At 38.7% G+C, this 26,370-nt stretch carries 25 protein-coding genes, 2 rRNA genes and 2 other annotated features (1 of these 29 cut by a window edge); all 27 genes read left to right on the top strand.

Annotated features, from left to right (window positions below):
* A 23S ribosomal RNA gene (locus ACUN28_RS01125) occupies positions 1-1,452 on the top strand; it begins 1,470 nt to the left of the window's first position.
* Positions 1,453-1,501: 49 nt separating this feature from the next.
* Positions 1,502-1,617, top strand: a 5S ribosomal RNA gene (gene rrf / locus ACUN28_RS01120).
* A 207-nt stretch (positions 1,618-1,824) separates the two neighbouring features.
* Complete coding sequence (ctsR, locus tag ACUN28_RS01115; RefSeq protein WP_016089681.1) at positions 1,825-2,286, top strand: transcriptional regulator CtsR; 462 nt, start codon at positions 1,825-1,827, stop codon at positions 2,284-2,286.
* Positions 2,287-2,459: 173 nt separating this feature from the next.
* Entirely contained in the window at positions 2,460-3,008 is a 549-nt protein-coding gene (locus ACUN28_RS01110) for a UvrB/UvrC motif-containing protein (RefSeq protein WP_016089680.1), read from the top strand.
* Between the two features lie 4 nt (positions 3,009-3,012).
* Positions 3,013-4,077, top strand: a complete 1,065-nt coding sequence (locus tag ACUN28_RS01105) for a protein arginine kinase (protein ID WP_016089679.1) — start codon at positions 3,013-3,015, stop codon at positions 4,075-4,077.
* Between the two features lie 22 nt (positions 4,078-4,099).
* The gene (gene clpC, locus ACUN28_RS01100) at positions 4,100-6,535 is read left to right on the top strand and encodes an ATP-dependent protease ATP-binding subunit ClpC (RefSeq protein ID WP_016089678.1); all 2,436 of its coding nucleotides are present in this window, start codon (positions 4,100-4,102) and stop codon (positions 6,533-6,535) included.
* 95 nt (positions 6,536-6,630) lie between these two features.
* A complete protein-coding gene (radA, locus tag ACUN28_RS01095; RefSeq protein ID WP_001085203.1) occupies positions 6,631-8,007 on the top strand; it encodes a DNA repair protein RadA in 1,377 nt (458 codons plus the stop codon).
* Between the two features lie 3 nt (positions 8,008-8,010).
* Complete coding sequence (gene disA / locus ACUN28_RS01090) at positions 8,011-9,084, top strand: DNA integrity scanning diadenylate cyclase DisA (protein WP_000392165.1); 1,074 nt, start codon at positions 8,011-8,013, stop codon at positions 9,082-9,084.
* Between the two features lie 160 nt (positions 9,085-9,244).
* Positions 9,245-10,354 (top strand): PIN/TRAM domain-containing protein, encoded by a 1,110-nt coding sequence (locus tag ACUN28_RS01085; RefSeq protein WP_016089677.1) that lies wholly within the window; start codon positions 9,245-9,247, stop codon positions 10,352-10,354.
* A gap of 16 nt (positions 10,355-10,370) precedes the next feature.
* On the top strand, positions 10,371-11,051 hold the full coding sequence (gene ispD, locus ACUN28_RS01080) for a 2-C-methyl-D-erythritol 4-phosphate cytidylyltransferase (protein WP_016089676.1): 681 nt from the start codon (positions 10,371-10,373) through the stop codon (positions 11,049-11,051).
* Positions 11,052-11,167: 116 nt separating this feature from the next.
* Entirely contained in the window at positions 11,168-11,644 is a 477-nt protein-coding gene (ispF, locus tag ACUN28_RS01075; protein WP_002159614.1) for a 2-C-methyl-D-erythritol 2,4-cyclodiphosphate synthase, read from the top strand.
* A gap of 89 nt (positions 11,645-11,733) precedes the next feature.
* Positions 11,734-13,191 carry a glutamate--tRNA ligase gene (gene gltX / locus ACUN28_RS01070; protein WP_016089675.1) on the top strand — a complete coding sequence of 486 codons (1,458 nt, stop codon included), beginning with the start codon at positions 11,734-11,736 and terminating at the stop codon, positions 13,189-13,191.
* A gap of 47 nt (positions 13,192-13,238) precedes the next feature.
* Positions 13,239-13,485, top strand: a binding site (T-box leader).
* Between the two features lie 146 nt (positions 13,486-13,631).
* Positions 13,632-14,297: a serine O-acetyltransferase gene (gene cysE, locus ACUN28_RS01065; RefSeq protein WP_000476500.1), complete on the top strand. Its 666-nt coding sequence runs from the start codon at positions 13,632-13,634 to the stop codon at positions 14,295-14,297.
* Positions 14,278-15,675 carry a cysteine--tRNA ligase gene (gene cysS, locus ACUN28_RS01060; protein ID WP_016089674.1) on the top strand — a complete coding sequence of 466 codons (1,398 nt, stop codon included), beginning with the start codon at positions 14,278-14,280 and terminating at the stop codon, positions 15,673-15,675. Before cysE ends, cysS begins: the two co-directional genes overlap by 20 nt.
* Positions 15,676-15,677: 2 nt before the next feature.
* Positions 15,678-16,085 carry a Mini-ribonuclease 3 gene (locus ACUN28_RS01055; RefSeq protein WP_000564263.1) on the top strand — a complete coding sequence of 136 codons (408 nt, stop codon included), beginning with the start codon at positions 15,678-15,680 and terminating at the stop codon, positions 16,083-16,085.
* The gene (gene rlmB, locus ACUN28_RS01050; protein WP_000093762.1) at positions 16,082-16,825 is read left to right on the top strand and encodes a 23S rRNA (guanosine(2251)-2'-O)-methyltransferase RlmB; all 744 of its coding nucleotides are present in this window, start codon (positions 16,082-16,084) and stop codon (positions 16,823-16,825) included. Before ACUN28_RS01055 ends, rlmB begins: the two co-directional genes overlap by 4 nt.
* Positions 16,826-16,828: 3 nt before the next feature.
* Entirely contained in the window at positions 16,829-17,341 is a 513-nt protein-coding gene (locus ACUN28_RS01045; protein WP_000997888.1) for an NYN domain-containing protein, read from the top strand.
* A 67-nt stretch (positions 17,342-17,408) separates the two neighbouring features.
* Positions 17,409-18,068, top strand: a complete 660-nt coding sequence (locus ACUN28_RS01040) for an RNA polymerase sporulation sigma factor SigH (RefSeq protein ID WP_000387198.1) — start codon at positions 17,409-17,411, stop codon at positions 18,066-18,068.
* A gap of 127 nt (positions 18,069-18,195) precedes the next feature.
* The gene (rpmG, locus tag ACUN28_RS01035) at positions 18,196-18,342 is read left to right on the top strand and encodes a 50S ribosomal protein L33 (RefSeq protein WP_002070160.1); all 147 of its coding nucleotides are present in this window, start codon (positions 18,196-18,198) and stop codon (positions 18,340-18,342) included.
* Positions 18,343-18,374: 32 nt separating this feature from the next.
* Positions 18,375-18,554 carry a preprotein translocase subunit SecE gene (gene secE / locus ACUN28_RS01030; protein ID WP_001241321.1) on the top strand — a complete coding sequence of 60 codons (180 nt, stop codon included), beginning with the start codon at positions 18,375-18,377 and terminating at the stop codon, positions 18,552-18,554.
* 131 nt (positions 18,555-18,685) lie between these two features.
* Positions 18,686-19,219, top strand: a complete 534-nt coding sequence (nusG, locus tag ACUN28_RS01025) for a transcription termination/antitermination protein NusG (RefSeq protein WP_000415794.1) — start codon at positions 18,686-18,688, stop codon at positions 19,217-19,219.
* A gap of 167 nt (positions 19,220-19,386) precedes the next feature.
* Complete coding sequence (gene rplK, locus ACUN28_RS01020; protein WP_001085872.1) at positions 19,387-19,812, top strand: 50S ribosomal protein L11; 426 nt, start codon at positions 19,387-19,389, stop codon at positions 19,810-19,812.
* Positions 19,813-19,989: 177 nt separating this feature from the next.
* Complete coding sequence (gene rplA / locus ACUN28_RS01015; RefSeq protein WP_002020168.1) at positions 19,990-20,682, top strand: 50S ribosomal protein L1; 693 nt, start codon at positions 19,990-19,992, stop codon at positions 20,680-20,682.
* A gap of 49 nt (positions 20,683-20,731) precedes the next feature.
* Positions 20,732-20,875, top strand: a sequence feature (ribosomal protein L10 leader region).
* Between the two features lie 39 nt (positions 20,876-20,914).
* Positions 20,915-21,415, top strand: a complete 501-nt coding sequence (gene rplJ, locus ACUN28_RS01010; RefSeq protein ID WP_000048719.1) for a 50S ribosomal protein L10 — start codon at positions 20,915-20,917, stop codon at positions 21,413-21,415.
* A gap of 67 nt (positions 21,416-21,482) precedes the next feature.
* Positions 21,483-21,842, top strand: a complete 360-nt coding sequence (rplL, locus tag ACUN28_RS01005; protein WP_000159737.1) for a 50S ribosomal protein L7/L12 — start codon at positions 21,483-21,485, stop codon at positions 21,840-21,842.
* 75 nt (positions 21,843-21,917) lie between these two features.
* Positions 21,918-22,517 (top strand): class I SAM-dependent methyltransferase, encoded by a 600-nt coding sequence (locus ACUN28_RS01000; RefSeq protein ID WP_000763283.1) that lies wholly within the window; start codon positions 21,918-21,920, stop codon positions 22,515-22,517.
* A 291-nt stretch (positions 22,518-22,808) separates the two neighbouring features.
* Positions 22,809-26,342, top strand: a complete 3,534-nt coding sequence (gene rpoB, locus ACUN28_RS00995; RefSeq protein ID WP_016089673.1) for a DNA-directed RNA polymerase subunit beta — start codon at positions 22,809-22,811, stop codon at positions 26,340-26,342.
* Positions 26,343-26,370: the final 28 nt, after the last annotated feature.

Raw genomic sequence — 26,370 nt, 5'->3', positions numbered from 1 at the left:
GGAGGGACGCAGAAGGATAGAAGAAGCGTGCGATTGGTTGTGCACGTCCAAGCAGTTAGGCTGATAAGTAGGCAAATCCGCTTATCGTGAAGGCTGAGCTGTGATGGGGAAGCTCCTTATGGAGCGAAGTCTTTGATTCCCCGCTGCCAAGAAAAGCTTCTAGCGAGATAAAAGGTGCCTGTACCGCAAACCGACACAGGTAGGCGAGGAGAGAATCCTAAGGTGTGCGAGAGAACTCTGGTTAAGGAACTCGGCAAAATGACCCCGTAACTTCGGGAGAAGGGGTGCTTTCTTAACGGAAAGCCGCAGTGAATAGGCCCAAGCGACTGTTTAGCAAAAACACAGGTCTCTGCGAAGCCGTAAGGCGAAGTATAGGGGCTGACACCTGCCCGGTGCTGGAAGGTTAAGGAGAGGGGTTAGCGTAAGCGAAGCTCTGAACTGAAGCCCCAGTAAACGGCGGCCGTAACTATAACGGTCCTAAGGTAGCGAAATTCCTTGTCGGGTAAGTTCCGACCCGCACGAAAGGTGTAACGATTTGGGCACTGTCTCAACCAGAGACTCGGTGAAATTATAGTACCTGTGAAGATGCAGGTTACCCGCGACAGGACGGAAAGACCCCGTGGAGCTTTACTGTAGCCTGATATTGAATTTTGGTACAGTTTGTACAGGATAGGCGGGAGCCATTGAAACCGGAGCGCTAGCTTCGGTGGAGGCGCTGGTGGGATACCGCCCTGACTGTATTGAAATTCTAACCTACGGGTCTTATCGACCCGGGAGACAGTGTCAGGTGGGCAGTTTGACTGGGGCGGTCGCCTCCTAAAGTGTAACGGAGGCGCCCAAAGGTTCCCTCAGAATGGTTGGAAATCATTCGTAGAGTGCAAAGGCATAAGGGAGCTTGACTGCGAGACCTACAAGTCGAGCAGGGACGAAAGTCGGGCTTAGTGATCCGGTGGTTCCGCATGGAAGGGCCATCGCTCAACGGATAAAAGCTACCCCGGGGATAACAGGCTTATCTCCCCCAAGAGTCCACATCGACGGGGAGGTTTGGCACCTCGATGTCGGCTCATCGCATCCTGGGGCTGTAGTCGGTCCCAAGGGTTGGGCTGTTCGCCCATTAAAGCGGTACGCGAGCTGGGTTCAGAACGTCGTGAGACAGTTCGGTCCCTATCCGTCGTGGGCGTAGGAAATTTGAGAGGAGCTGTCCTTAGTACGAGAGGACCGGGATGGACGCACCGCTGGTGTACCAGTTGTTCTGCCAAGGGCATAGCTGGGTAGCTATGTGCGGAAGGGATAAGTGCTGAAAGCATCTAAGCATGAAGCCCCCCTCAAGATGAGATTTCCCATAGCGTAAGCTAGTAAGATCCCTGAAAGATGATCAGGTTGATAGGTTCGAGGTGGAAGCATGGTGACATGTGGAGCTGACGAATACTAATAGATCGAGGACTTAACCATATAATATGAAGCAAATGTTATCTAGTTTTGAAGGAATATGCCTTCATAGTTTGGTGATGATGGCAGAGAGGTCACACCCGTTCCCATACCGAACACGGAAGTTAAGCTCTCTAGCGCCGATGGTAGTTGGGACCTTGTCCCTGTGAGAGTAGGACGTCGCCAAGCAACTAAACACGAGTCAAATGACTCGTGTTTTTTCGTGTTTTCTTTTATAATCCATAGTAAGTAAAAAATGTGTTTAAATTATTATTATTTTGATTAAATACAGGGGAATGTGGCTAGGATAGTGAATAAGCAAAAGAGTTGCAAATTTTATTAATACGTATATAATTAAAGTCAAAGATAGTCAAAGTCAATAAAGGTGGCGGATAAATGAGAAATATATCTGATATCATTGAGCAATATCTAAAGCAAGTTATTGACTTAAGTAATAATAATGTGATTGAAATCAAAAGAAATGAGATTGCGGATCAATTCGAGTGCGTACCATCTCAAATCAATTATGTAATCAATACCCGTTTTACGTTAGAAAGAGGATTTGTAGTAGAAAGTAAACGTGGTGGAGGAGGTTACATTCGCATTATAAAAGTCAAACTGCATGACGATATAGACATTATTGATCAAATGCTTCATATGATTGATCATAGCGTTGCGCAAGGAAATGCAGAGAGTATGATTATACGTTTAATAGAAGAGGGAATCATAACAAATCGTGAAGCTAAACTTATGTTAAGTGTACTAGATCGCTCTGTATTATCAATGGATGTTCCTTCTCGAGATGAACTTAGGGCTCGAATATTATGCGCAATGTTAAGAACACTGAAATATAAATAAATACAGCTTTTGTAAAAGAATGATAACTAAAAGATAAGGCAGTTAAATATTGTAGAAGTTTTGAAAAAAGAACACGCACTTTTATTTAAACGAATAAAGGAAAGTGAACAATCTAGTAATGTATGAAAAGTACTATGAGATAGATCGTTCCTGTTGTAAAGGTGGGGATAGTGATGACTTGTCAAAACTGTAATATAAGACCAGCAACTTTACATTATACAAAAGTAATCAACGAAAAGAAGACGGAAGTTCATCTTTGTGAGCAATGTGCAGAACAAAGTGGCTATACGTCTTTCTTTCAATCATCGCAGTCTAGCTTTTCATTCCATGATTTATTTGCTGGGTTATTACACGGTGAATCAACAATGTTTGAAGAAGGCAAAAATGGATTTTCAAATAAAAGTATATTAAGGTGTCCAGATTGTAAGATGACATACGAGCAATTTACAAAGGTGGGACGCTTTGGATGTGCCTCTTGTTACGATACATTTAAGGAACATTTAAAGCCATTATTAAAACGTCTTCACGGCGGGCATACAGATCATTGTGGAAAAATTCCGGAACGTATAGAAGGAAATATTCACTTAAAGAAAGAATTAGATGAACTAAAACTCATTCTGAAACAATACGTACAGAAAGAGGAGTTTGAGAAAGCTGCTGAGGTAAGGGATAAAATTCGAGGTCTTGAAAATCAGCTTAGTGAGCATAGAGAGGGGGAATAGTTCTATGTCACTGGACAAAATTATGAATGAAGCGATTAGTCCATGGATGAAGGGGGATGGCCCTGATTCTGATATTGTTTTAAGTAGTCGAATTCGTTTGGCTCGTAATTTTAAAAAATATCAATTCTCTACTATGCAAAATGAAGAAGAAGCTAAACAGATTCATGAATTATTTAAAAAGGAATTTATAAATAAAACGGTAGAACCTTTTGGAGAGTTTGAACTATTAAAAATGAATGAATTAACGCCTCTTCAAAGGAGAGTATTAGTTGAAAAGCATTTAATTAGCCCCAACCTTGCAGGTACAGAATATGGAGCATGCCTATTGTCAGAAAATGAACATATTAGTGTCATGCTTAATGAAGAAGACCATATTCGGATTCAGTGCTTATTTTCAGGGTTGCAGTTATCAGAGGCTCTTCAAAGTGCCAATCAAATAGATAATTGGATAGAGGAAGAGGTTGAATATGCTTTTGATGAATCACTTGGATATATTACGAGTTGTCCTACTAACGTCGGTACAGGATTAAGGGCTTCCGTAATGATTCACTTACCGGGACTCGTTTTAACGAAAAGAATTAGCCGTATTATACAAGTAATTCAAAAATTAGGGTTAGTAGTAAGAGGAATATACGGTGAAGGTAGCGAAGCGTTAGGTAATATATTTCAGGTGTCAAATCAAATGACGCTAGGAAAATCTGAAGAAGATATTATTGCAGATTTAAAGAGTGTCATTCAACAAATCATACAACAAGAAAAAATGGCTAGAGAATTAATTGTACAAAATTCAAGTATTGAGCTTGAAGATAAAGTTTATCGCTCTTATGGCATACTAGCAAACAGTCGGTTAATTCAATCTGCGGAAGCGGCCACCTGCTTATCAGATGTACGACTGGGTATTGATTTAGGATATATAAAAGGTGTATCGAGAAATATTTTGACTGAGCTAATGGTTCTTACACAACCAGGCATTTTACAACAATATGCAGGAGGACCTTTAGGACCAGAAGAAAGAGATTATCGAAGAGCAACCTTAATCCGTGAGCGATTACGTATTGAAAAAAACTAAGCGCAAGTAGGAGGCGATTTCTATGATGTTTGGAAGATTTACAGAAAGAGCACAGAAAGTATTAGCTTTATCTCAAGAGGAAGCAATTCGTATTGGGCATAATAATATTGGAACAGAACATATTTTACTTGGGCTTGTACGCGAAGGTGAAGGAATTGCAGCAAAAGCGTTAATTGCTCTTGGGTTAAGTCCAGAGAAAGTTCAAAAAGAGGTAGAAGCGTTAATTGGACGCGGAACAGAAGCTTCTCAAACGGTACATTATACACCGCGTGCGAAAAAGGTTATTGAGTTGTCTATGGATGAAGCTCGTAAATTAGGTCATTCTTACGTTGGAACAGAACATATCTTACTTGGTTTAATCCGTGAAGGTGAAGGTGTAGCAGCACGTGTTTTAAATAACTTAGGTGTTAGCTTAAATAAGGCAAGACAACAAGTATTGCAACTTCTTGGAAGTAATGAAGCAAGTTCAGGTCACCAAGGTGGTTCTTCAACAAATGCAAATACACCAACACTTGATAGTTTAGCACGTGATTTAACAGTTGTTGCACGTGAAAATCGTTTAGACCCTGTTATTGGGCGTGGTAAAGAAATTCAACGTGTAATTGAAGTTTTAAGCCGTAGAACAAAAAACAATCCTGTATTAATTGGAGAGCCTGGTGTAGGTAAAACGGCAATTGCAGAAGGATTAGCACAACAAATTGTAAATAATGAAGTTCCTGAAACTTTAAGAGATAAGCGTGTTATGACACTAGATATGGGTACAGTGGTAGCTGGAACGAAGTATCGTGGTGAATTTGAAGATCGTTTGAAGAAAGTTATGGATGAAATCCGTCAAGCAGGAAATATTATTCTATTTATTGATGAACTTCATACATTAATTGGTGCAGGTGGAGCAGAAGGTGCTATTGATGCATCGAATATTTTAAAACCATCTTTAGCTCGCGGGGAGTTACAATGTATTGGGGCGACAACGTTAGATGAATATCGCAAATATATTGAAAAAGACGCGGCTTTAGAGAGACGTTTCCAACCAATTCACGTTGATGAGCCAAGTTTAGACGAATCAACTCAAATCTTGAAAGGTTTACGTGATCGTTACGAGGCACATCACCGTGTATCTATTACAGATGATGCAATTGATGCAGCTGTAAAGCTTTCAGACCGTTATATTACAGATCGTTTCTTACCAGATAAAGCAATTGATTTAATTGATGAAGCTGCTTCAAAGGTTCGCTTACGCTCTTATACAACACCACCAAATCTAAAAGAGCTTGAAGTGAAGCTTGAGGAAATTAGAAAAGAAAAAGATGCAGCTGTACAAAGTCAAGAATTTGAAAAAGCTGCTTCCTTACGTGATATGGAACAACGCTTACGTGAGAAGTTAGAAGATACGAAGCGTCAATGGAAAGAGCAACAAGGAAAAGAAAACTCGGAAGTGACAGTAGAAGATATTGCAAATGTCGTTTCTACGTGGACTCGTATCCCGGTTTCTAAACTTGCACAAACAGAGACTGATAAATTATTAAACTTAGAATCCATTCTTCACGATCGTGTTATTGGTCAAGATGAAGCGGTAGTAGCTGTAGCGAAAGCTGTTCGTCGTGCTAGAGCAGGATTGAAAGATCCGAAACGTCCGATTGGTTCCTTTATTTTCTTAGGACCAACAGGTGTAGGTAAAACGGAGCTAGCAAGAGCATTAGCAGAATCTATGTTCGGTGATGAGGATGCAATGATTCGCATCGATATGTCTGAGTACATGGAGAAGCATTCTACCTCTCGTTTAGTTGGATCTCCTCCAGGATATGTTGGATATGAAGAAGGCGGTCAATTAACTGAGAAGGTTCGCCGTAAGCCATATTCAGTTGTCCTATTAGATGAAGTAGAGAAAGCTCATCCTGATGTGTTTAACATTTTACTACAAGTATTAGAAGATGGTCGCTTAACGGATTCTAAAGGGCGTACAGTTGATTTCCGTAATACAATTGTTATTATGACATCTAACGTTGGTGCAGACGCGTTAAAACGTAATAAACATCTTGGATTTAACGTACAAGATGAGAGCCGCGATTATTCAGATATGAAAGGTAAAGTAATGGATGAATTGAAAAAGGCATTTCGTCCAGAATTCTTAAACCGTATTGATGAAATTATCGTGTTCCATATGCTTGAGAAAAAACATATTCAAGAGATTGTAACACTTATGGTGAATCAGTTAGTGAATCGCTTAAAAGAGCAAGAGATTGAATTGCACTTAACAGAAGGAGCGATTTCAGCGATTGCTGATAAAGGGTTTGATCGTGAGTACGGTGCTCGTCCGCTTCGTAGGGCAATTCAAAAGCATGTAGAAGATAGACTATCGGAAGAACTTTTAAAAGGTGCTATTGAGAAAGGACAAAAAGTTATCTTTGATGTAGAAGGGGAATCATTTGTCATTCATAGTGCTGAAAAGGTAAAATAAGTATAGACAAACTAAGAGGGCTATGAGATAGCCCTCTTTCTTGTACGAGAAGGATAAATGTTGATAGATGAAAGTGAAGTGAAATATAAAACGATATGGCTAAAAAGAAAACAAAATTCACATGTCAAGAATGTGGTTATCAGTCACCAAAATATATGGGTAAATGTCCAGGATGTGGTCAATGGAATACGCTTGTTGAAGAGATGGAGCCGGTTGTATCATCAAGGCGCCTTAATTATGCAAATGCAATTCAATCAGAAGTAACAAAACCAAGACGTCTTACAGAAGTAGAAACAAAGTCTGAGGCGCGTATTGAAACAAAATTTCAGGAGTTTAACCGTGTCCTTGGTGGCGGGATTGTAGATGGATCCTTAGTACTTATTGGTGGGGATCCTGGGATTGGGAAATCAACGTTGTTATTACAGATTTCATCACAATTAGCAGACGCTTCATATGATGTACTGTACATATCAGGTGAGGAGTCAGCAAAGCAGATTAAACTTCGTGCAGATCGTTTGGATGTAAAGGGTAGTAATCTATTTGTTGTAGCAGAGACTGACTTACAGCGAATTGCAGCACATATTGAAGAGATGAATCCAGCTTTTGTTGTTATTGACTCTATTCAAACGATACATTTACCTGAGGTGACGTCAGCACCTGGAAGTGTAGCGCAAGTACGTGAATGTACAGCAGAATTAATGAAACTTGCCAAAACAAAAGGAATCCCTATTTTTATCGTCGGACACGTGACAAAAGAAGGGGCAATTGCAGGACCTCGTATGTTAGAACATATGGTCGATGCAGTTCTCTACTTTGAAGGAGATCGACACCATACATATCGTATTCTACGAGCTGTTAAAAATCGTTTTGGTTCCACGAATGAAATGGGTATTTTTGAAATGAAAGAGCTTGGACTTGCGGAAGTCTTAAACCCTTCTGAAATTTTTCTTGAGGAAAGACCAGTTGGGGTCGCAGGATCAACAGTAGTTGCCTCAATGGAAGGAACAAGACCAGTTTTAGTAGAAATACAAGCATTAATCTCCCCTACTAGTTTTGGAAACCCTCGAAGAATGGCAACGGGAATTGACCATAACCGTGTATCGCTTATTATGGCAGTGCTAGAAAAAAGAACAGGTTTATTATTACAAAATCAAGATGCATATTTAAAAGTAGCAGGTGGTTTGAAATTAGATGAACCAGCAATTGATTTGGCTGTTGCTTTAAGTATAGCTTCAAGTTTTAGAGATAAATCTACGGCACCAACCGATGCAGTAATAGGAGAAGTAGGATTAACTGGAGAAATAAGAAGAGTATCAAGAATTGAACAACGTGTACAAGAAGCAGCTAAATTAGGATTTCAACGCGCTATTATTCCTAGAAAAAATTTGGGAGGATGGACAATTCCGGATGGGATTGAGGTAGTAGGTGTATCCAATTTAGGAGAAGCGCTTCGTTTGACATTAGGAGGCTAGGCTATGGAAGAAAACAAGCAACGTGTCAAAAGTATGATTAATATTTTACAACTTGTAGCCCCGGGGACACCACTGCGCGAAGGGATAGATAATGTACTTCGCGCACAAACAGGGGGACTAATTGTTCTTGGATATAATGAACAAATTAAAAGTATTGTTGATGGAGGATTTCACATTAATTGTGCATTCTCTCCTGCGAGTTTATACGAATTAGCAAAAATGGATGGGGCACTTATTTTAAATGAAACTGGAAGTAAAATTTTAATTGCAAATGCACAGTTAGTTCCAGAGGCATCTATTGATTCTATTGAAACAGGTATGCGCCACCGGACGGCAGAGCGTGTAGCAAAGCAAACAGGTAGTCTCGTTGTGGCTATTTCACAAAGACGTAACGTAATTACACTATATCAAGGGAATTTACGTTATACACTAAAGGATATAGGTGTTATTTTAACAAAGGCAAACCAAGCTATTCAAACGTTAGAAAAATATAAGGCTGTATGGAATGATGGTATTACGAATTTGGGCATTCTAGAATTTGAAGAGGTCGTTACAATGTCCGAGGTGGTTCATGTGTTACATAGTGTTGAAATGGTACTTCGTATTAAAAATGAAATATTGAGCTATATTCATGAGCTAGGAACAGAAGGTAGGTTAATTCGTTTACAACTTACAGAACTACTAGCTGATTTAGAGGCAGAGGCAGCGTTATTAATTAAAGATTATTATCAAGAAAAAACACAAGACCATCATCAAATTTTGAAAAAGTTACAAGATCTTGCGAATACACAACTTCTAGAGGATAGTGATTTAGTTAAATTACTTGGCTACCCAGGACAAATGAGTTTAGAAGAAAGTGTGACGCCGAGAGGATACCGAATCACAAGCAAAATTTCGCGCGTTCCGCCACTTATCATTGAAAATTTAATTAATCGATTTAAGACCTTGCAAGGTGTTTGTCGAGCAACTATTAATGAATTGGATGATGTGGAAGGAATTGGAGAAGTCAGGGCGAAGAAAATACGAGAAGGCCTAAAAAGAATCCAAGAGCATCTCTATATGAGTAGACACAATTAAGAATATTACATTGATTCCATAATATAACGACACTAGAACATTTTTGGTATATGATATGGTATATTGGTAAATAAAACTATTTATAAAAAAACACGTCCGCTTTTGCATTCGGCGTTTTGATTAGCGAAACAATGGTTAATAATGAGTAGGAGGTGGTTGGATGTTAAAACGGATTGTACAGCTCTTCTTTCTAGTAATTGGAGGAGCGTTAGGGATTTACTTAATCCCAAAAGTTATTAATGTATTGGACATCGGTGCTGTTCCTTTATTAGAAGGATCGTATGTTCGTGCAATTATTGGTGCAATTATTTTATTTTTAACAACATTTTGGCTTGTAGATTATATCGTTCAACTTATCAAGCATATTGAAGAGGCTCTTGTAAAGGCGCCTGTAGCAGATGTTTTATTTGGTACATTAGGGTTAATCTCTGGTCTTATTGTTGCATATTTAATTTTAATACCAATTCGTGAATTTACAATTCCAGTTATCAGTACAGTGTTGCAAGTGTTCTTTACTCTTTTACTTGGATATTTAGGATTCCAAGTAGGGTTTAAAAAGAGGAATGAATTGCTAGGATTATTTACATTACCACAACGTGGGAAGAAGAAAAATAATAATAGTGAGAATGAAGAAACTGAAACTGAGGTAGAAGAATCTACAACTCATTGGAAAATTCTCGATACGAGTGTAATTATCGATGGACGTATTGCTGATATTTGCCAAACAAAGTTTTTAGAAGGAACAATTGTGATTCCACAATTCGTGTTAGAAGAACTTCAGCATATTGCCGATTCTTCTGATGCTTTAAAGCGTAATCGTGGACGCAGAGGATTAGATATTTTAAATCGTATTCAAAAAGAGATGCCGATTCCGGTAGAAATTTATGAAGGCGATTTCGATGATATTCAAGAAGTGGATAGCAAACTTGTAAAGTTGGCGAAAATCACTGGTGGAACGGTAGTAACGAACGATTTCAACTTAAACAAAGTTTCTGAATTACAAGGGGTAACGGTGTTAAACATTAACGATTTAGCTAATGCGATTAAACCTGTTGTACTCCCAGGTGAAGAACTAAGCGTTTATGTTGTAAAAGATGGAAAAGAACAAAATCAAGGTGTTGCATATTTAGATGATGGCACGATGATTGTAGTAGAAGATGGTAGAGAATACGTAGGTTCGCAACTCGATGTACTTGTTACGAGTGTGTTACAAACATCAGCTGGTCGTATGATTTTCGCCAAACGTAAATTATTAGAAAAAGCATTATAAGTAGAGGATTATTAATATGTATACATTAATTATTCCAGCAGCTGGTCAAGGAAAGCGAATGGGTGCTGGCAAAAATAAGTTGTTCTTACTTATTAATGAAGTACCGATTATTGTGCATACGTTACGTGCTTTTGAAAAGGATAAAGCATGTAAAAATATTATCATGGCAATTAACGAAGAAGAGCGCCCATATTTTGAAGAGCTAATGCAGAAATATCCGATTGAAAAGCCAGTACAATTTATTCAGGGTGGAGCTGAAAGACAAGATAGTGTATATAATGCGATTCAGCATACGAGTGATGTTGAGTATGTTCTTGTGCATGACGGTGCGCGCCCATTTGTAACGAATAAAGTGATTCAAGATGTATTAACTGCAGCAGAAAAATATGGGGCTTCCATTTGTGCGGTGCCAGTGAAAGATACCGTTAAGAAAGTAGAGCAGGGTGTTGTTGTCGAAACGGTAGAAAGATCTCAGCTTAAAGCTGTACAAACACCGCAAGGGTTTTCTGTTTCTCTTTTGTTAGAAGCTCATAGAAGTGCGAAACAGAGTTGTTTCCTTGGTACAGATGATGCAAGTCTCGTAGAACGTATCGGGAAGCAAGTAGGTGTAGTAGAGGGGAGTTACTATAATATTAAAGTGACGACTCCAGAGGATTTACTAATTGCTGAAAGCTTTCTTCATGTTCAAAAGAAATAATAGCAATGATTATAGCGAAGAAAAGCTCGGCAACGGCCGGGCTTTTCTTTATAAGGATAAGCGATATAATATAGAATCATAAAGCTCAGTAGTTTAGCTCGAGGAGGATGTAAAAAATGTTTCGAATTGGACAAGGTTTTGATGTACATGAATTCGCGGAAGGTAGACCGTTAATTATTGGTGGAATTACAATTCCTCATGAGAAAGGATTAATCGGTCACTCTGATGCGGACGTATTGTTACATACGATCGCGGACGCATGTTTAGGTGCCATTGCAGCAGGAGATATTGGAAAGCATTTCCCTGATACAGACCCTGCCTTTAAAGATGCGGATTCAGCTGTATTGCTGCAAAAGGTTTGGGAATTTGTATGTGAACAAGGTTACGAGTTAGGGAATCTAGATTGTACAATTATTGCTCAAAAGCCAAAGATGGCACCACATATTGAAAGTATGCGTAAACGTATTAGTGAACTATTAGAAACGTCTATTGATAATATCAATGTAAAGGCAACAACAACAGAAAAATTAGGATTTACAGGTAGAGAAGAAGGAATCGCTTCTCAAGCAGTTGTTTTATTACAGAAAAAATAACGGTTTTTAATTCGTAAGATGGATAATCACATTTTTTTGGTGTACAATTATAGAATGTGTTGACATTAAGATTGGAAGGTGTACCAACTATGGAAAAGCAAGTGAGAGTGCGCTATGCGCCAAGTCCAACAGGACACTTACATATCGGAAATGCGCGTACGGCATTATTTAATTATTTATTTGCTCGTCATCAAGATGGTAAGTTTATTATTCGTATTGAAGATACTGATGTAAAACGTAATGTTGCTGGTGGAGAAGAAAGCCAATTAAAATACTTGAAATGGCTCGGTATGGACTGGGATGAAGGTGTTGATGTTGGTGGTGAATTTGGACCATATCGTCAAACAGAGCGTTTAGATATGTATAAAAAATTATATGAAGATTTATTAGAGCGTGGTTTAGCTTACAAATGTTATATGACAGAAGAAGAGCTAGAAGCAGAACGTGAAGGGCAAATCGCTCGTGGTGAAACACCTCGTTACGCAGGTAACCACCGTGATTTAACTGAAGCGCAAGTGAAAGAATTTGAAGCTGAGGGACGTATTCCGAGTATTCGTTTCCGTGTACCAGCTGACCGTGATTACACATTTAAAGATATTGTAAAAGATGAAGTTGCATTCCATTCAAATGATTTCGGTGATTTCGTTATCGTGAAAAAAGATGGAATTCCAACTTATAACTTTGCGGTAGCAGTAGATGATCACTTAATGGAAATTACACACGTACTTCGTGGTGATGATCATATTTCAAACACGCCAAAACAAATGATGATTTATGAAGCTTTCGGTTGGGATATTCCGCAATTCGGTCATATGACTTTAATTGTAAATGAAAGCCGTAAAAAATTAAGTAAGCGTGATGAATCTATTATTCAATTTATTGAGCAATATAAAGAACTTGGATATCTTCCAGAAGCAATCTTTAACTTTATTGCACTACTAGGTTGGTCGCCAGTAGGAGAAGAAGAAATCTTCTCTCAAGAAGAGTTTATCAAAATGTTCGATGCAGCTCGTTTATCAAAATCACCTGCATTATTTGATTCTCAAAAACTAAAATGGATGAACAACCAATATATGAAAAAGCAAGATTTAGATACGGTGGTAGAATTAAGCTTACCGCATCTAGTGAAAGCTGGACGTATAGGTGAAACTGTAAGTGAACAAGAACAAGCTTGGATTCGTGATGTAATTGCGTTATATCATGAACAAATGAGTTTTGGAGCTGAAATTGTAGAGCTTTCTGAAATGTTCTTCAAAGATCATGTTGATTATGAAGAAGAAGGACAAGAAGTATTAAAAGGTGAACAAGTACCAGAAGTACTTCGTGCATTTGCTGGTCAAGTAGAAGCACTAGAAGCGATGGAACCAGCAGCAATTAAGGCGGCTATTAAAGCAGTTCAAAAGGAAACAGGTCATAAAGGTAAAAACTTATTTATGCCAATCCGTGTTGCAACTACGGGTCAAACACATGGCCCAGAGCTTCCTAATGCTATTGCACTTCTTGGAAAAGAAAAAGTTTTAAATCGTCTTCAAAAAGTAATTGGTTAACATTTTCTAGGTTTAGAAATATAATAAGTATACTTAAAACCTAATAAGGAAAAGCGACGAGAAGGAGAAGTAGAAAATCAGGCTTTTTACAGAGAGAACCACCTTTAGGCTGGAAGTGGTTTATAAGCGGATTTTTGAAATGCCCCTTCGAGTCTTCTGCTGAACAGCGAATTGTTTTGTGAAACGTCTTAGGGCGTAAAGTAAGCAGAAGCGGTGTACACCGTTATCATAGATGAGTTTGAGGCTTTCTTTAGCCTAAACAGAGTGGAACCGCGCTTATAAGGCGTCTCTGTCAATATGACAGAGGCGTCTTTTTTTATACCGTAAAATGGGTATGAGTATAAGTTTTATCCCCGTGCATAAAGATTTAGGGGGATAAGTAGGGAGTTAAGGGAGTTAGTTCACTCGAAAAAGCAGCCCATAAAGGGGAGGGAACGTCGATGTTTAAGAGGCTTCGGGAAGATATTGAAGTCGTTTTTGAACAGGATCCAGCGGCAAGAAGTTATTTCGAAGTCATTTTGACTTACTCTGGATTACATGCAGTTTGGGCCCATCGAATTGCACATGCTTTTTATAAAAAGAATTTCTTCTTTATTGCACGTTGGATCTCACAAGTTAGTCGTTTCTTTACTGGTATTGAGATTCATCCAGGAGCAACAATTGGTCGTCGTTTTTTCATAGACCATGGAATGGGGGTTGTAATTGGAGAAACGTGCGAAATTGGTGATAATGTAACGATCTATCAAGGTGTTACATTAGGTGGTACGGGTAAAGAAAAGGGGAAGAGGCACCCTACAATTCAGGATAATGTATTAATTGCAACAGGTGCTAAAGTACTAGGTTCTATTACAGTTGGAGAGAATTCTAAAATTGGAGCAGGGTCTGTCGTATTAAAGGAAGTCCCTGCACATTCTACAGTTGTAGGTATACCTGGCCGAGTCGTTATTCAAAATGGAGTAAAGATCGGTCAAGAATTAAATCATTCTGACCTTCCAGACCCGATTTTTGATAAGTTAAAGGTCATGGAAGTAGAACTTGATAAATTGAAAAAACAACTTGAAGTAAAGGTAGAAAGGAAGGATAAAAATGACTATTCACATTTATAATACGTTAACGCGTCAAAAGGAAGAGTTTACTCCATTAGAAGAAAATAAGGTAAAGATGTATGTGTGCGGACCTACAGTTTATAACTATATTCACATTGGGAATGCAAGACCACCTATGGTATTTGATACGGTACGCCGTTATTTAGAATATAAAGGGTATGATGTGCAGTATGTATCTAACTTTACTGACGTAGATGATAAATTAATTAAAGCAGCAAATGAATTAGGTGAAGATGTGCCGACAATTGCTGACCGTTTCGTTGAAGCGTACTTTGAAGATGTAACGGCACTAGGTTGCAAACATGCAACGGTTCATCCGCGTGTAACGGAAAATATGGATATCATTATTGAATTTATTCAAGAACTTGTGAATAAAGGATATGCATATGAATCAGAAGGTGATGTGTACTTTAGAACGAAGGAATTCGAAGGGTACGGTAAATTATCGCATCAACCAATCGCAGACTTACGTCACGGTGCGCGTATTGAAGTAGGAGAAAAGAAACAAGACCCTCTTGATTTTGCTTTATGGAAAGCTGCCAAAGAAGGAGAAATCTTCTGGGAAAGCCCTTGGGGGAAAGGTCGTCCAGGTTGGCATATTGAATGCTCGGCCATGGCGCGTAAATACTTAGGAGATACAATCGATATTCATGCTGGTGGTCAAGACTTAGCATTTCCTCATCATGAGAATGAAATTGCGCAGTCTGAGGCGTTAACAGGAAAAACATTTGCACGTTATTGGATGCACAATGGATATATTAATATTAATAATGAGAAGATGTCTAAGTCACTGGGGAACTTCATTTTAGTTCACGATATCATTAAGCAATATGATCCACAGCTAATTAGATTCTTTATGCTATCGGTACATTACCGTCACCCAATTAATTTCAGTGAAGAGTTATTGCAAAGTACAAATAACGGACTGGAAAGAATTAAAACGGCTTACGGTAACTTAAAACACCGTATGGAAAGTAGTACTGATTTAACAGACCATAATGAGAAATGGTTAGCGGAACTGGAAAAATTCCAGACTGCATTTGAAGAAGCGATGAATGATGACTTCAACACTGCTAATGCAATCACTGAGTTATATAATGTAGCAAATCATGCAAATCAATATTTACTGGAAGAACATACGTCTACAGTTGTAATTGAAGCATACGTAAAGCAACTTGAAACATTATTTGATATTTTAGGGTTAGAATTAGCGCAAGAAGAGTTGCTTGATGAAGAAATTGAGGCACTTATTCAAAAGCGCATTGAAGCTCGTAAAAATCGTGATTTTGCATTATCAGATCAAATTCGCGATGATTTAAAAGACCGTAATATTATTTTAGAAGATACCGCTCAAGGTACAAGATGGAAAAGAGGATAAGAATGATTGATGCAAAGCAATTAAACAGCTTAGCGTTAGCATATATGGGTGATGCGGTATATGAACAATATATCCGCTATCACCTACTTCAAAAAGGGAAAGTTCGTCCCAATCAATTACATCGATTAGGGACAAGCTTTGTTTCGGCAAAAGCACAGGCGAAAGTTGTTTATCATTTATTAGAGACAGCGTTTTTAACAGAGGAAGAAGAAGCGGTACTAAGAAGAGGGCGTAATGCAAATTCAGGTACTGTTCCGAAAAATACTGATGTACAAACATATCGATATAGTACAGCCTTTGAAGCATTAATTGGCTATCATCACTTATTAAATAATCGTGAAAGATTAGACGAAATTGTGTATAAGGCAATTGCTGTTTTAGAAGAAAAGGAAGGGGGCACATCATCATGAGTAGTGAATATATTATCGGACGTAACCCTGTAATTGAAGCGTTACGATCAGGAAGAGATATTAATAAAATTTGGATCGCAGAAGGTGCTGCCAAAGGACAAGTACAAATTGTACTAGCACTAGCGAAAGAAAATAAGGTTATTTTACAACATGCACCAAAAAAGAAGTTAGATCAATTAGTTGAGGGAAACCATCAAGGTGTAATTGCTCAAGTGGCTGCATATCAATATGCTGAGCTAGAAGATCTATTTAAAGTAGCAGAGAAGCGTAACGAAGATCCGTTCTTCTTAATTTTAGATGAAATTGAAGACCCGCATAACCTAGGTTCTATTATGCGTACTGCGGATGCAACAGGGGCTCATGGAATTATTATTCCGAAGAGAAGAGCTGTGGGACTTACAGCATCAGTTGCGAAAGCATCGACTGGAGCAATTGAATATATTCCTGTTGCACGTGTAACGAATTTATCTCGTACAATCGATGAATTAAAAGAACGTGGACTTTGGATTGCTGGTACAGATGCAAAAGGGAAAACGGATTACCGTAATTTAGATGGTAAAATGCCAATTGGATTAGTAATTGGAAGTGAAGGAAAAGGTATGAGTCGTATTATTGGTGAAAAATGTGATTTCCTAATTACTTTACCGATGGTCGGTAAAGTTACATCCTTAAATGCTTCAGTAGCCGCAAGTTTGTTAATGTATGAGGTATATCGTAAGCGTCACGAAATTGGTAAATAAAAAATGAACGATATTTTAATCGTTGACGGTTACAACATTATCGGAGCTTGGGGAGATTTGAAGAAACTACGGGATGTAGATTTGCAATCATCAAGAGATGCACTGATTGATAAGATGGCGGATTACCAAGGTTACACAGGTACAAAGGTAATGATAGTCTTTGATGCTTATACGGTCCAAGGTATTGAAAAAAAGATGAAACAATCGCGTGTGGAAGTCATATTCACGAGGAAGAATCAAACTGCAGATGAAAAGATAGAGCAACTAGCGATTGAGCTTAGAAATATAAATACGCAAATATATGTTGCGACTTCTGATTATACGGAACAATGGGTTATATTTGCGCAAGGTGCTCTTCGGAAATCTGCACGTGAATTAGAGTTGGAAGTACAAGCGATGGAGCAACAAGTAAGAAGGCGTACACAAGACACAAAAGAAAAGCAACCCGCCATGCGAAAGATATTTAGTAAAGATATTACAGAAAAATTAGAAAAATTAAGAAGAGGAGAGCGTTGAAGCATTGACGCTCTTTATCTTTTTACTGTATAATATTGCTAAATAAATAGCGGTCGGAGGGATCAAGGTGGAAGCAGGCTTCGTAAGTGTAGGCGACGTTACATTTCGTGATTTAGAGGATGAGGCAATCGTTGAGTTAGTTCGAAAAGGTAATACTGACGCTCTAGAATATTTGATTCACAAATATAAGAACTTTGTTCGCGCGAAATCAAGATCTTATTTCTTAGTGGGTGCCGATCGAGAAGATATTGTTCAAGAAGGTATGATTGGATTGTTTAAAGCGATTCGTGATTATAAAGAGGACAAGCTATCTTCATTCAAAGCATTTGCTGAACTGTGTATCACTCGGCAAATTATTACCGCTATTAAAACAGCAACAAGGCAAAAACATATTCCATTAAATTCATATGTGTCTTTAGATAAGCCGATTTATGATGAGGAATCTGATCGGACATTATTAGATGTTATTTCGGAAGCGAAGGTAACGGACCCTGAAGAAATGATTATAAGTCAGGAAGAATATACAGACATAGAGTCTAAAATATCTGAATTATTAAGCGATTTAGAAAGAAAAGTGCTATCTTTATATCTAGATGGTCGTTCTTATCAAGAGATTTCGGAACAGTTAAATAGACATGTGAAATCTATTGATAACGCTTTACAGAGAGTGAAGAGGAAATTGGAACGATATATGGAAATGAGAGAGAGTACCACTTTAAATTCATAACAAATGCTACAGGTGTAAAAATCACCTGTTTTCTTTTTGTAGAGAGTACAAAAGGCATGTCATTGACATTGTCTTTTGTTGTATGATACATTTTTAGGGACATAATGTTACAAGGTTGGTGTAACTAATGAGGAAAAAAGTTGTACTCTCATGTGAAGAGTGTAAAAATCGAAACTACTCTACGATGAAAGATACGAGCTCAGTAGAGCGACTTGAAATAAAGAAATTTTGTAAAACATGCAATCAGCATACAGTTCACAAGGAAACAAAATAAATAATTGAAATAATACACTGGAGGTCCCGTAGATGCGTTTAACGAACTTTTTCGGCGATGTAGGTCGCGAAATGAAAAAAGTAAGTTGGCCTAAAAAAGATGAATTACTCCGTTCAACAGCGACTGTTATCGCTACAGTTGTCTTCTTTGCGATTTTCTTCGCAGTGGTTGATATGGGCATTTCTTCTTTAATTCGGTTAATTCTTGGTTAATTCTTGAATAAGAAGCACTTATCCATGATATAATGTTATTTATAAGAACTGTGTAAAAGCCCGGTGAACGGGTTTTTTCATTTGCGCAAAAAAATGTACGTCAGGGAGGGAAGGACGCTCGTCCTAAATGAATGGAAAAAAGTTGGTATGTTGTCCATACTTATTCTGGATATGAAAATAAAGTAAAAGCAAACCTAGAGAAACGTGTAGAATCAATGGGTATGCAAGATAAAATTTTCCGTGTTGTTGTCCCGGAAGAAGTAGAAGTAGAAATGAAAAACGGTAAAGAAAAATTAATGAAAAGAAAAGTATTCCCAGGTTATGTATTAGTAGAATTAATCATGACTGATGACTCTTGGTATGTTGTACGTAACACACCAGGTGTAACTGGGTTCGTTGGTTCTTCTGGTTCTGGATCTAAACCATCACCTCTATTAGAAGAGGAAGTTGTTACCATTATGAAACATATGGGAATGGACAACGAAGTGGTTGATTTCGACTTTGAACTTCATGAAACAGTACGTGTAAACGAGGGACCATTCGCAGATTATACAGGTGCTATCGAAGAAATTGATGTGGAGAAGAAAAAGGTTAGTGTGCTTGTGGACATGTTTGGTCGCGAGACTCCAGTTGAACTTGACTTCCATCAAATTGAAAAATTATAAAATGAAACTTGAAATGAATTGTAAAAAGTGATAATATCTTTTAAGTCAGTACGTCTTCGTTATCGGAGACGTTTTTTGAAAGATTTTATCCTTACAGATAAAATATGACGTGGGAGGGCAAATCACTGTCCAATTGACCACATCACGGACTTAAGGAGGTGTGTCTCGTGGCTAAAAAGGTAATTAAAATGGTAAAGCTTCAAATTCCTGCAGGTAAAGCTAACCCAGCTCCACCAGTTGGTCCAGCATTAGGACAAGCAGGTGTTAACATCATGGGCTTCTGTAAAGAGTTTAACGCTCGTACAGCTGATCAAGCTGGTCTTATCATCCCTGTTGAAATTACGGTATTTGAGGACCGTTCATTCACTTTCATTACTAAAACTCCTCCTGCTGCTGTTCTTCTTAAGAAAGTAGCTGGTATTGAGTCTGGTTCTGGTGAACCAAACCGTAATAAAGTGGCAACTGTTAAGCGTGATAAAGTACGCGAAATCGCTGAAACTAAAATGCCTGACCTAAACGCTGCTAGCGTAGAAGCTGCAATGCGTATGGTTGAAGGTACTGCACGCAGTATGGGCATCGTTATCGAAGACTAATTCGATTTGTTTTTAAAAAAAGGTTGCGGGTCTGGAATTCCAATTCGCAACCTTTATTATCGTAAATGATTATCGTTTTTAAATAAATGGATGGCGCGCATCCTCAGGTTATACCTGAAAATAAGCGTAAACGTGGGAGGTTATTCCGCTAAAACCACATTCGAGGAGGAAATAAAAATGGCTAAAAGAGGTAAAAAGTACGTAGAAGCTGCAAAGCTTGTTGATCGTGCAGCTGCTTACTCTGCAACAGAAGCAGTAGAATTAGTAAAGAAAACAAACACAGCTAAATTTGATGCAACTGTAGAAGCTGCATTCCGTTTAGGTGTTGACCCTAAGAAAGCTGACCAACAAATCCGTGGTGCAGTTGTTCTTCCACACGGTACTGGTAAAGTACAACGTGTATTAGTATTCGCTAAAGGTGAAAAAGCTAAAGAAGCTGAAGCTGCTGGAGCTGACTTCGTAGGCGATGCTGATTACATCGGTAAAATCCAACAAGGTTGGTTCGATTTCGATGTAGTAGTAGCAACTCCTGACATGATGGGTGAAGTTGGTAAACTTGGTCGCGTATTAGGACCTAAAGGTTTAATGCCAAACCCTAAAACTGGAACAGTTACTTTCGATGTAACTAAAGCTGTTAACGAAATCAAAGCTGGTAAAGTTGAATACCGCGTTGATAAAGCTGGTAACATCCACGTTCCAATCGGTAAAGTATCTTTCGAAGATGCTAAATTAGTAGAAAACTTCAGAACAATTGCTGACACTTTACAAAAAGTTAAGCCTGCTGCTGCAAAAGGTACTTACATGAAGAACGTAACAGTTGCTTCTACAATGGGACCTGGCGTACGTGTAGACGTTTCTACATTAGCGTAAATTTTGGAAGTTGACTTCATAAAGAAGTTTTTATATAATCATTTATGTTGTGAATTTAATTAGTGTACCGTAGACAGTAGGTGTCAATAGACTTAATTTCCTACCTAGGTGTTAATATACGAAACGGAATTTTTTTCTGTGACTATATGCCTCCATGTCTACAAGTTGGGCATGGAGGTTTTTAGTGCACTTTCGGTACATCTTCTATATAATCTACAGGAGGTGTAATAACATGAGCAAAGTAATCGAAACTAAACAACAAGTTGTAACTGAAATCGCGGACAAACTTCGTGAAAGTAAATCTACAATCGTTGTTGACTACCGTGGTTTAACAGTTTCTGAAGTAACAGAATTACGTAAAAACTTACGTGAAGCTGGCGTTGAGTTCAAAGTTTACAAAAACTCTTTAACTCGTCGTGCTGCAGAGTCTGCTGAAATGGCTGAGTTAAACGAATTCTTAACAGGACCAAACGCAATCGCGTTCAGTAACGAGGATGTAGTTGCTCCTGCGAAAGTATTAAACGACTTCGCTACAAAACATGAAGCTTTAGAAATTAAAGCTGGTGTAATCGAAGGTAAACTTGTGACACTTGATGAGGTTAAAGCTATCGCTACTCTTCCATCACGTGAAGGCTTACTTTCTATGCTTCTTAGCGTTCTTCAAGCTCCAATCCGTAACCTTGCACTTGCTACTAAAGCAGTTGCAGATCAAAAGGAAGAGCAAGGCGCTTAATTTTTTAAAAGATAATTACTTGTTATCTATAAAACAATACAAACCTATTTAAGGGAGGATATTTACAATGACTAAAGAACAAATCATTGAAGCAGTTAAATCTATGACTGTATTAGAACTTAACGACTTAGTAAAAGCTATCGAGGAAGAATTCGGCGTAACTGCTGCTGCTCCTGTAGCTGTAGCTGGTGGCGCTGGTGAAGCTGCTGCTGAGAAAACTGAATTTGACGTAGTACTTGCAAGTGCTGGCGCTCAAAAAATCAAAGTTATCAAAGCTGTACGTGAAATCACTGGTCTTGGCTTAAAAGAAGCTAAAGAATTAGTTGACAACACTCCAAAAGCAATCAAAGAAGGCGTTTCTAAAGAGGAAGCTGAAGAAATGAAAGCTAAACTTGAAGAAGTTGGCGCTGCTGTAGAAGTTAAGTAATTAACTTTTGATGCTTTAAAAAAGCTCGCTCTCATGCGAGCTTTTTTTTTAACTGTAAAGAAAAGAGGTGGCCATATGGCAGACCATTATTTTTCTAACGACCCTTCTAGTAAAAGTGATCGTAAGCGATGGGAATTTACACTTCGTGGATCTCAATTTACTTTCTTATCTGACCGTGGGGTGTTCTCGAAAAACGAAGTGGACTTTGGTTCTCGTCTTTTAATTGAAGCGTTTCAAGTGCCAGATATTAAAGGTGATATATTAGACGTAGGTTGTGGATATGGACCAATTGGTTTATCGTTGGCGAAAGAGTTTCAAGACCGTAAAGTTCACATGGTGGATGTGAATGAAAGGGCGCTTGAGCTTGCGAAAGAAAATGCCGCTAACAATAGAATTGGAAATGTACACATTTTTCAAAGTAGCGTCTATGAAAATGTAGATGGTATGTATGCTGCTATTCTATCTAATCCTCCAATTCGTGCTGGTAAAGATATCGTGCATGAGATTTTAGAAAAGGCTGTAGAGTATTTAGTTCCGGGTGGAGAGTTGTGGATTGTTATTCAAAAGAAGCAAGGTGCACCATCTGCGCTGAAGAAACTAGAGGAAGTATTTTCTGAAGTCGAAGTTGTAGAAAAGAAAAAAGGATATTATATCATAAAATCAAAAAAACGTTGACGGTTATTTTTGGCTATGTTAACATTATACAATGCCAATATATGATTTTCTGCGTTGAGAAAGATGTATATTTTTGTTTCTCTTGGAAAAGATAGTAAAATCAGCAGATTATGAAACAGAATGATGGTTTTCTTATAGAAGCCATTTTTCTTTTTTGAGCAGGTAGAAAGACTCAACGTATTTATCTTTAAGAGAAAAAAACTACGCTAATAGCAGTAGTTGTATTTATTTGTGATTTTGCACAAATTTTTTTGTGCATTTATAATACTCATGATTTGAGGGGTGAAGCAGTTGACAGGTCAACTAGTTCAATACGGACGCCACCGCCAACGAAGAAGTTATGCCCGTATTAGTGAAGTATTAGAGTTACCAAATCTTATCGAAATTCAAACCTCTTCTTATCAGTGGTTTCTTGATGAGGGTTTGCGAGAAATGTTCCAAGACATTTCTCCGATTGAAGACTTTACGGGAAATCTATCGCTTGAATTTATCGACTACAGCTTAGGTGAACCTAAATACTCTGTAGACGAATGCAAAGAGCGTGATGTGACGTATGCAGCACCACTTCGTGTAAAAGTGCGTCTAATCAACAAGGAAACTGGTGAAGTAAAAGAACAAGATGTGTTCATGGGAGATTTCCCACTCATGACAGAGACTGGAACATTCGTAATTAACGGTGCAGAACGTGTTATCGTTTCCCAGTTAGTTCGCTCTCCAAGCGTATACTATAGTGGCAAAGTGGATAAAAACGGAAAACGTGGTTTTACTGCTACTGTAATTCCAAACCGCGGAGCTTGGTTAGAGTATGAGACAGATGCTAAGGATGTTGTATATGTGCGTATTGACCGTACGCGTAAACTTCCTGTAACTGTTTTGTTACGCGCATTAGGGTTTGGCTCTGATCAAGAAATCACCGAGCTTTTAGGTGATAACGAATACTTAAGCAACACATTAGAAAAAGACAACACAGATAGCACAGAAAAAGCATTGCTTGAAATTTATGAGCGTCTACGTCCTGGTGAACCACCAACAGTAGAAAATGCAAAGAGCTTACTTGTGTCTCGTTTCTTCGATCCAAAGCGCTACGATTTAGCAAATGTAGGTCGCTATAAGATCAACAAGAAGTTACACATTAAAAACAGATTGTTTAATCAACGTTTAGCTGAAACATTAGTGGATCCAGAAACTGGTGAAATTTTAGCGGCGGAAGGAACAATCTTAGATCGTCGTACACTTGATCGCATTTTACCTTACTTAGAGAAAAACATTGGATTCAAAACAGCGAAACCAATGGGTGGAGTGGTAGAAGGCGATGTTGAGCTGCAATCTATTAAGATTTATGCTCCTGAGTCAGAAGGCGAACGCGTAATTAATGTAATTGGTAATGCAAATATTACTCGTGATGTAAAACACATCACACCAGGTGATATCCTTGCTTCTATCAGTTACTTCTTCAACCTACTATACAAAGTAGGGGATACAGATGATATCGACCACTTAGGAAACCGTCGTCTGCGTTCTGTTGGAGAACTATTACAAAATCAATTCCGTATCGGTCTTTCTCGTATGGAACGTGTTGTTCGTGAGAGAATGTCGATCCAAGATACAAATGCAATTACACCACAGGCACTAATTAATATTCGTCCTGTTATTGCATCTATTAAAGAGTTCTTCGGAAGTTCTCAGTTATCTCAGTTCATGGACCAAACAAACCCATTAGCAGAGTTAACTCACAAACGAAGACTATCTGCATTAGGACCTGGTGGTTTAACGCGTGAGCGCGCAGGCTTTGAAGTGCGTGACGTTCACTACTCTCACTATGGTCGTATGTGTCCGATTGAAACACCAGAGGGACCAAACATCGGTTTGATTAACTCATTATCATCGTTCGCGAAAGTAAATGAGTTTGGTTTCATTGAAACACCATACCGTCGTGTTGACCCAGAATCTGGTCTTGTAACAGGGCAGGTTGATTACTTAACGGCAGATGAAGAAGATAATTATGTTGTAGCCCAAGCGAATATGAAATTATCTGAAGAAGGAGAATTCCTTAGCGAAGATATCGTAGCTCGTTTCCGTGGTGAAAACATTGTCACAAATAAAGAACGCATCGACTACATGGATGTATCTCCAAAACAAGTAGTGTCGGCAGCGACAGCTTGTATTCCGTTCTTAGAAAACGATGACTCTAACCGCGCACTTATGGGAGCGAACATGCAACGTCAGGCGGTTCCGTTAATGAATCCGGAATCTCCGATTGTAGGTACAGGTATGGAGTACGTATCAGCAAAAGACTCAGGTGCTGCAGTAATCTGTAAACACCCTGGTGTTGTTGAACGCGTAGAAGCACGTGAAGTTTGGGTACGTCGCTATGTAGAAGTTGACGGTCAAACAGTAAAAGGCGACTTAGATCGCTACAAAATGCAAAAATTCATTCGTTCTAACCAAGGAACTTGCTACAACCAACGTCCAATCGTAAGTGTTGGAAATGAAGTTGTAAAAGGTGAGATCCTTGCGGATGGTCCTTCTATGGAATTAGGTGAACTAGCACTTGGACGTAACGTGCTTGTTGGCTTTATGACTTGGGACGGTTATAACTACGAGGATGCGATCATTATGAGTGAGCGCCTTGTAAAAGATGATGTGTACACTTCTATTCATATTGAAGAATATGAGTCAGAAGCTCGTGATACGAAGCTTGGACCAGAAGAAATTACACGTGACATTCCAAACGTTGGGGAAGATGCATTACGCAACCTTGACGAGCGCGGTATCATTCGCGTTGGTGCGGAAGTAAAAGATGGAGATTTACTTGTTGGTAAAGTAACGCCTAAAGGTGTTACAGAATTAACAGCTGAAGAACGTCTATTACATGCTATCTTTGGAGAAAAAGCACGTGAAGTACGCGATACATCACTACGTGTACCACACGGTGGTGGCGGTATTATCTTAGACGTAAAAGTATTCAACCGTGAAGATGGCGATGAATTGCCACCAGGTGTGAATCAACTTGTACGTGCATATATCGTTCAAAAACGTAAAATCTCTGAAGGTGACAAGATGGCCGGACGTCACGGTAACAAAGGTGTTATCTCTCGTATTTTACCAGAAGAAGATATGCCTTACTTACCAGACGGTACGCCAATCGATATCATGTTAAACCCATTAGGGGTACCATCTCGTATGAATATCGGTCAGGTATTAGAGCTTCATCTTGGTATGGCAGCAAGATACCTTGGTATTCACATTGCAACACCAGTATTCGATGGTGCTCGTGAGGAAGATGTTTGGGGCACGATTGAAGAAGCTGGTATGGCAAATGACGCGAAAACAATCCTGTATGACGGACGTACTGGTGAACCATTCGATAACCGCGTATCTGTTGGTGTCATGTATATGATCAAACTTGCGCACATGGTTGACGATAAACTTCATGCTCGTTCTACTGGACCATACTCACTTGTAACGCAGCAGCCTCTTGGAGGTAAAGCTCAGTTCGGTGGACAGCGTTTCGGTGAGATGGAGGTTTGGGCACTTGAAGCTTACGGTGCTGCTTATACTCTTCAAGAAATCTTAACAGTGAAGTCTGATGATGTTGTTGGACGTGTTAAGACGTATGAAGCAATTGTTAAAGGCGAAAATGTTCCAGAACCAGGCGTTCCTGAATCATTCAAAGTATTGATTAAAGAGCTGCAAAGTTTAGGTATGGACGTTAAAATGATGTCTAGCGACGATACAGAAATTGAAATGCGTGATACGGAAGATGACGATGATCATCAATCAGCAGATAAATTGAATGTCGAAGTTGAGACAACTAAGGAATAATTGGGATAACCTGTAGACTAAAAGGGAG

The sequence above is a fragment of the Bacillus sp. WC2507 genome, from assembly GCF_052656125.1.
Note: the sequence above shows the minus strand (reverse complement) of the source record. Positions and strands in the feature narration are given on the sequence as shown.

Excerpts from the sequence above, each read along its gene's own strand:
- nusG (WP_000415794.1), top strand. The coding sequence starts at position 18,686 with ATGGAAAAAAGTTGGTATGTTGTCCATACTTATTCTGGATATGAAAAT.
- gltX (WP_016089675.1), top strand. The coding sequence starts at position 11,734 with ATGGAAAAGCAAGTGAGAGTGCGCTATGCGCCAAGTCCAACAGGACAC.
- rplA (WP_002020168.1), top strand. The coding sequence starts at position 19,990 with ATGGCTAAAAGAGGTAAAAAGTACGTAGAAGCTGCAAAGCTTGTTGAT.
- disA (WP_000392165.1), top strand. The coding sequence starts at position 8,011 with ATGGAAGAAAACAAGCAACGTGTCAAAAGTATGATTAATATTTTACAA.
- clpC (WP_016089678.1), top strand. The coding sequence starts at position 4,100 with ATGATGTTTGGAAGATTTACAGAAAGAGCACAGAAAGTATTAGCTTTA.
- ispD (WP_016089676.1), top strand. The coding sequence starts at position 10,371 with ATGTATACATTAATTATTCCAGCAGCTGGTCAAGGAAAGCGAATGGGT.
- cysE (WP_000476500.1), top strand. The coding sequence starts at position 13,632 with ATGTTTAAGAGGCTTCGGGAAGATATTGAAGTCGTTTTTGAACAGGAT.
- rplJ (WP_000048719.1), top strand. The coding sequence starts at position 20,915 with ATGAGCAAAGTAATCGAAACTAAACAACAAGTTGTAACTGAAATCGCG.
- ACUN28_RS01085 (WP_016089677.1), top strand. The coding sequence starts at position 9,245 with ATGTTAAAACGGATTGTACAGCTCTTCTTTCTAGTAATTGGAGGAGCG.
- cysS (WP_016089674.1), top strand. The coding sequence starts at position 14,278 with ATGACTATTCACATTTATAATACGTTAACGCGTCAAAAGGAAGAGTTT.
- ACUN28_RS01045 (WP_000997888.1), top strand. The coding sequence starts at position 16,829 with ATGAACGATATTTTAATCGTTGACGGTTACAACATTATCGGAGCTTGG.
- ctsR (WP_016089681.1), top strand. The coding sequence starts at position 1,825 with ATGAGAAATATATCTGATATCATTGAGCAATATCTAAAGCAAGTTATT.
- radA (WP_001085203.1), top strand. The coding sequence starts at position 6,631 with ATGGCTAAAAAGAAAACAAAATTCACATGTCAAGAATGTGGTTATCAG.
- rpmG (WP_002070160.1), top strand. The coding sequence starts at position 18,196 with ATGAGGAAAAAAGTTGTACTCTCATGTGAAGAGTGTAAAAATCGAAAC.
- ispF (WP_002159614.1), top strand. The coding sequence starts at position 11,168 with ATGTTTCGAATTGGACAAGGTTTTGATGTACATGAATTCGCGGAAGGT.
- ACUN28_RS01000 (WP_000763283.1), top strand. The coding sequence starts at position 21,918 with ATGGCAGACCATTATTTTTCTAACGACCCTTCTAGTAAAAGTGATCGT.
- rplL (WP_000159737.1), top strand. The coding sequence starts at position 21,483 with ATGACTAAAGAACAAATCATTGAAGCAGTTAAATCTATGACTGTATTA.
- secE (WP_001241321.1), top strand. The coding sequence starts at position 18,375 with ATGCGTTTAACGAACTTTTTCGGCGATGTAGGTCGCGAAATGAAAAAA.
- ACUN28_RS01105 (WP_016089679.1), top strand. The coding sequence starts at position 3,013 with ATGTCACTGGACAAAATTATGAATGAAGCGATTAGTCCATGGATGAAG.
- ACUN28_RS01110 (WP_016089680.1), top strand. The coding sequence starts at position 2,460 with ATGACTTGTCAAAACTGTAATATAAGACCAGCAACTTTACATTATACA.
- rlmB (WP_000093762.1), top strand. The coding sequence starts at position 16,082 with ATGAGTAGTGAATATATTATCGGACGTAACCCTGTAATTGAAGCGTTA.
- ACUN28_RS01055 (WP_000564263.1), top strand. The coding sequence starts at position 15,678 with ATGATTGATGCAAAGCAATTAAACAGCTTAGCGTTAGCATATATGGGT.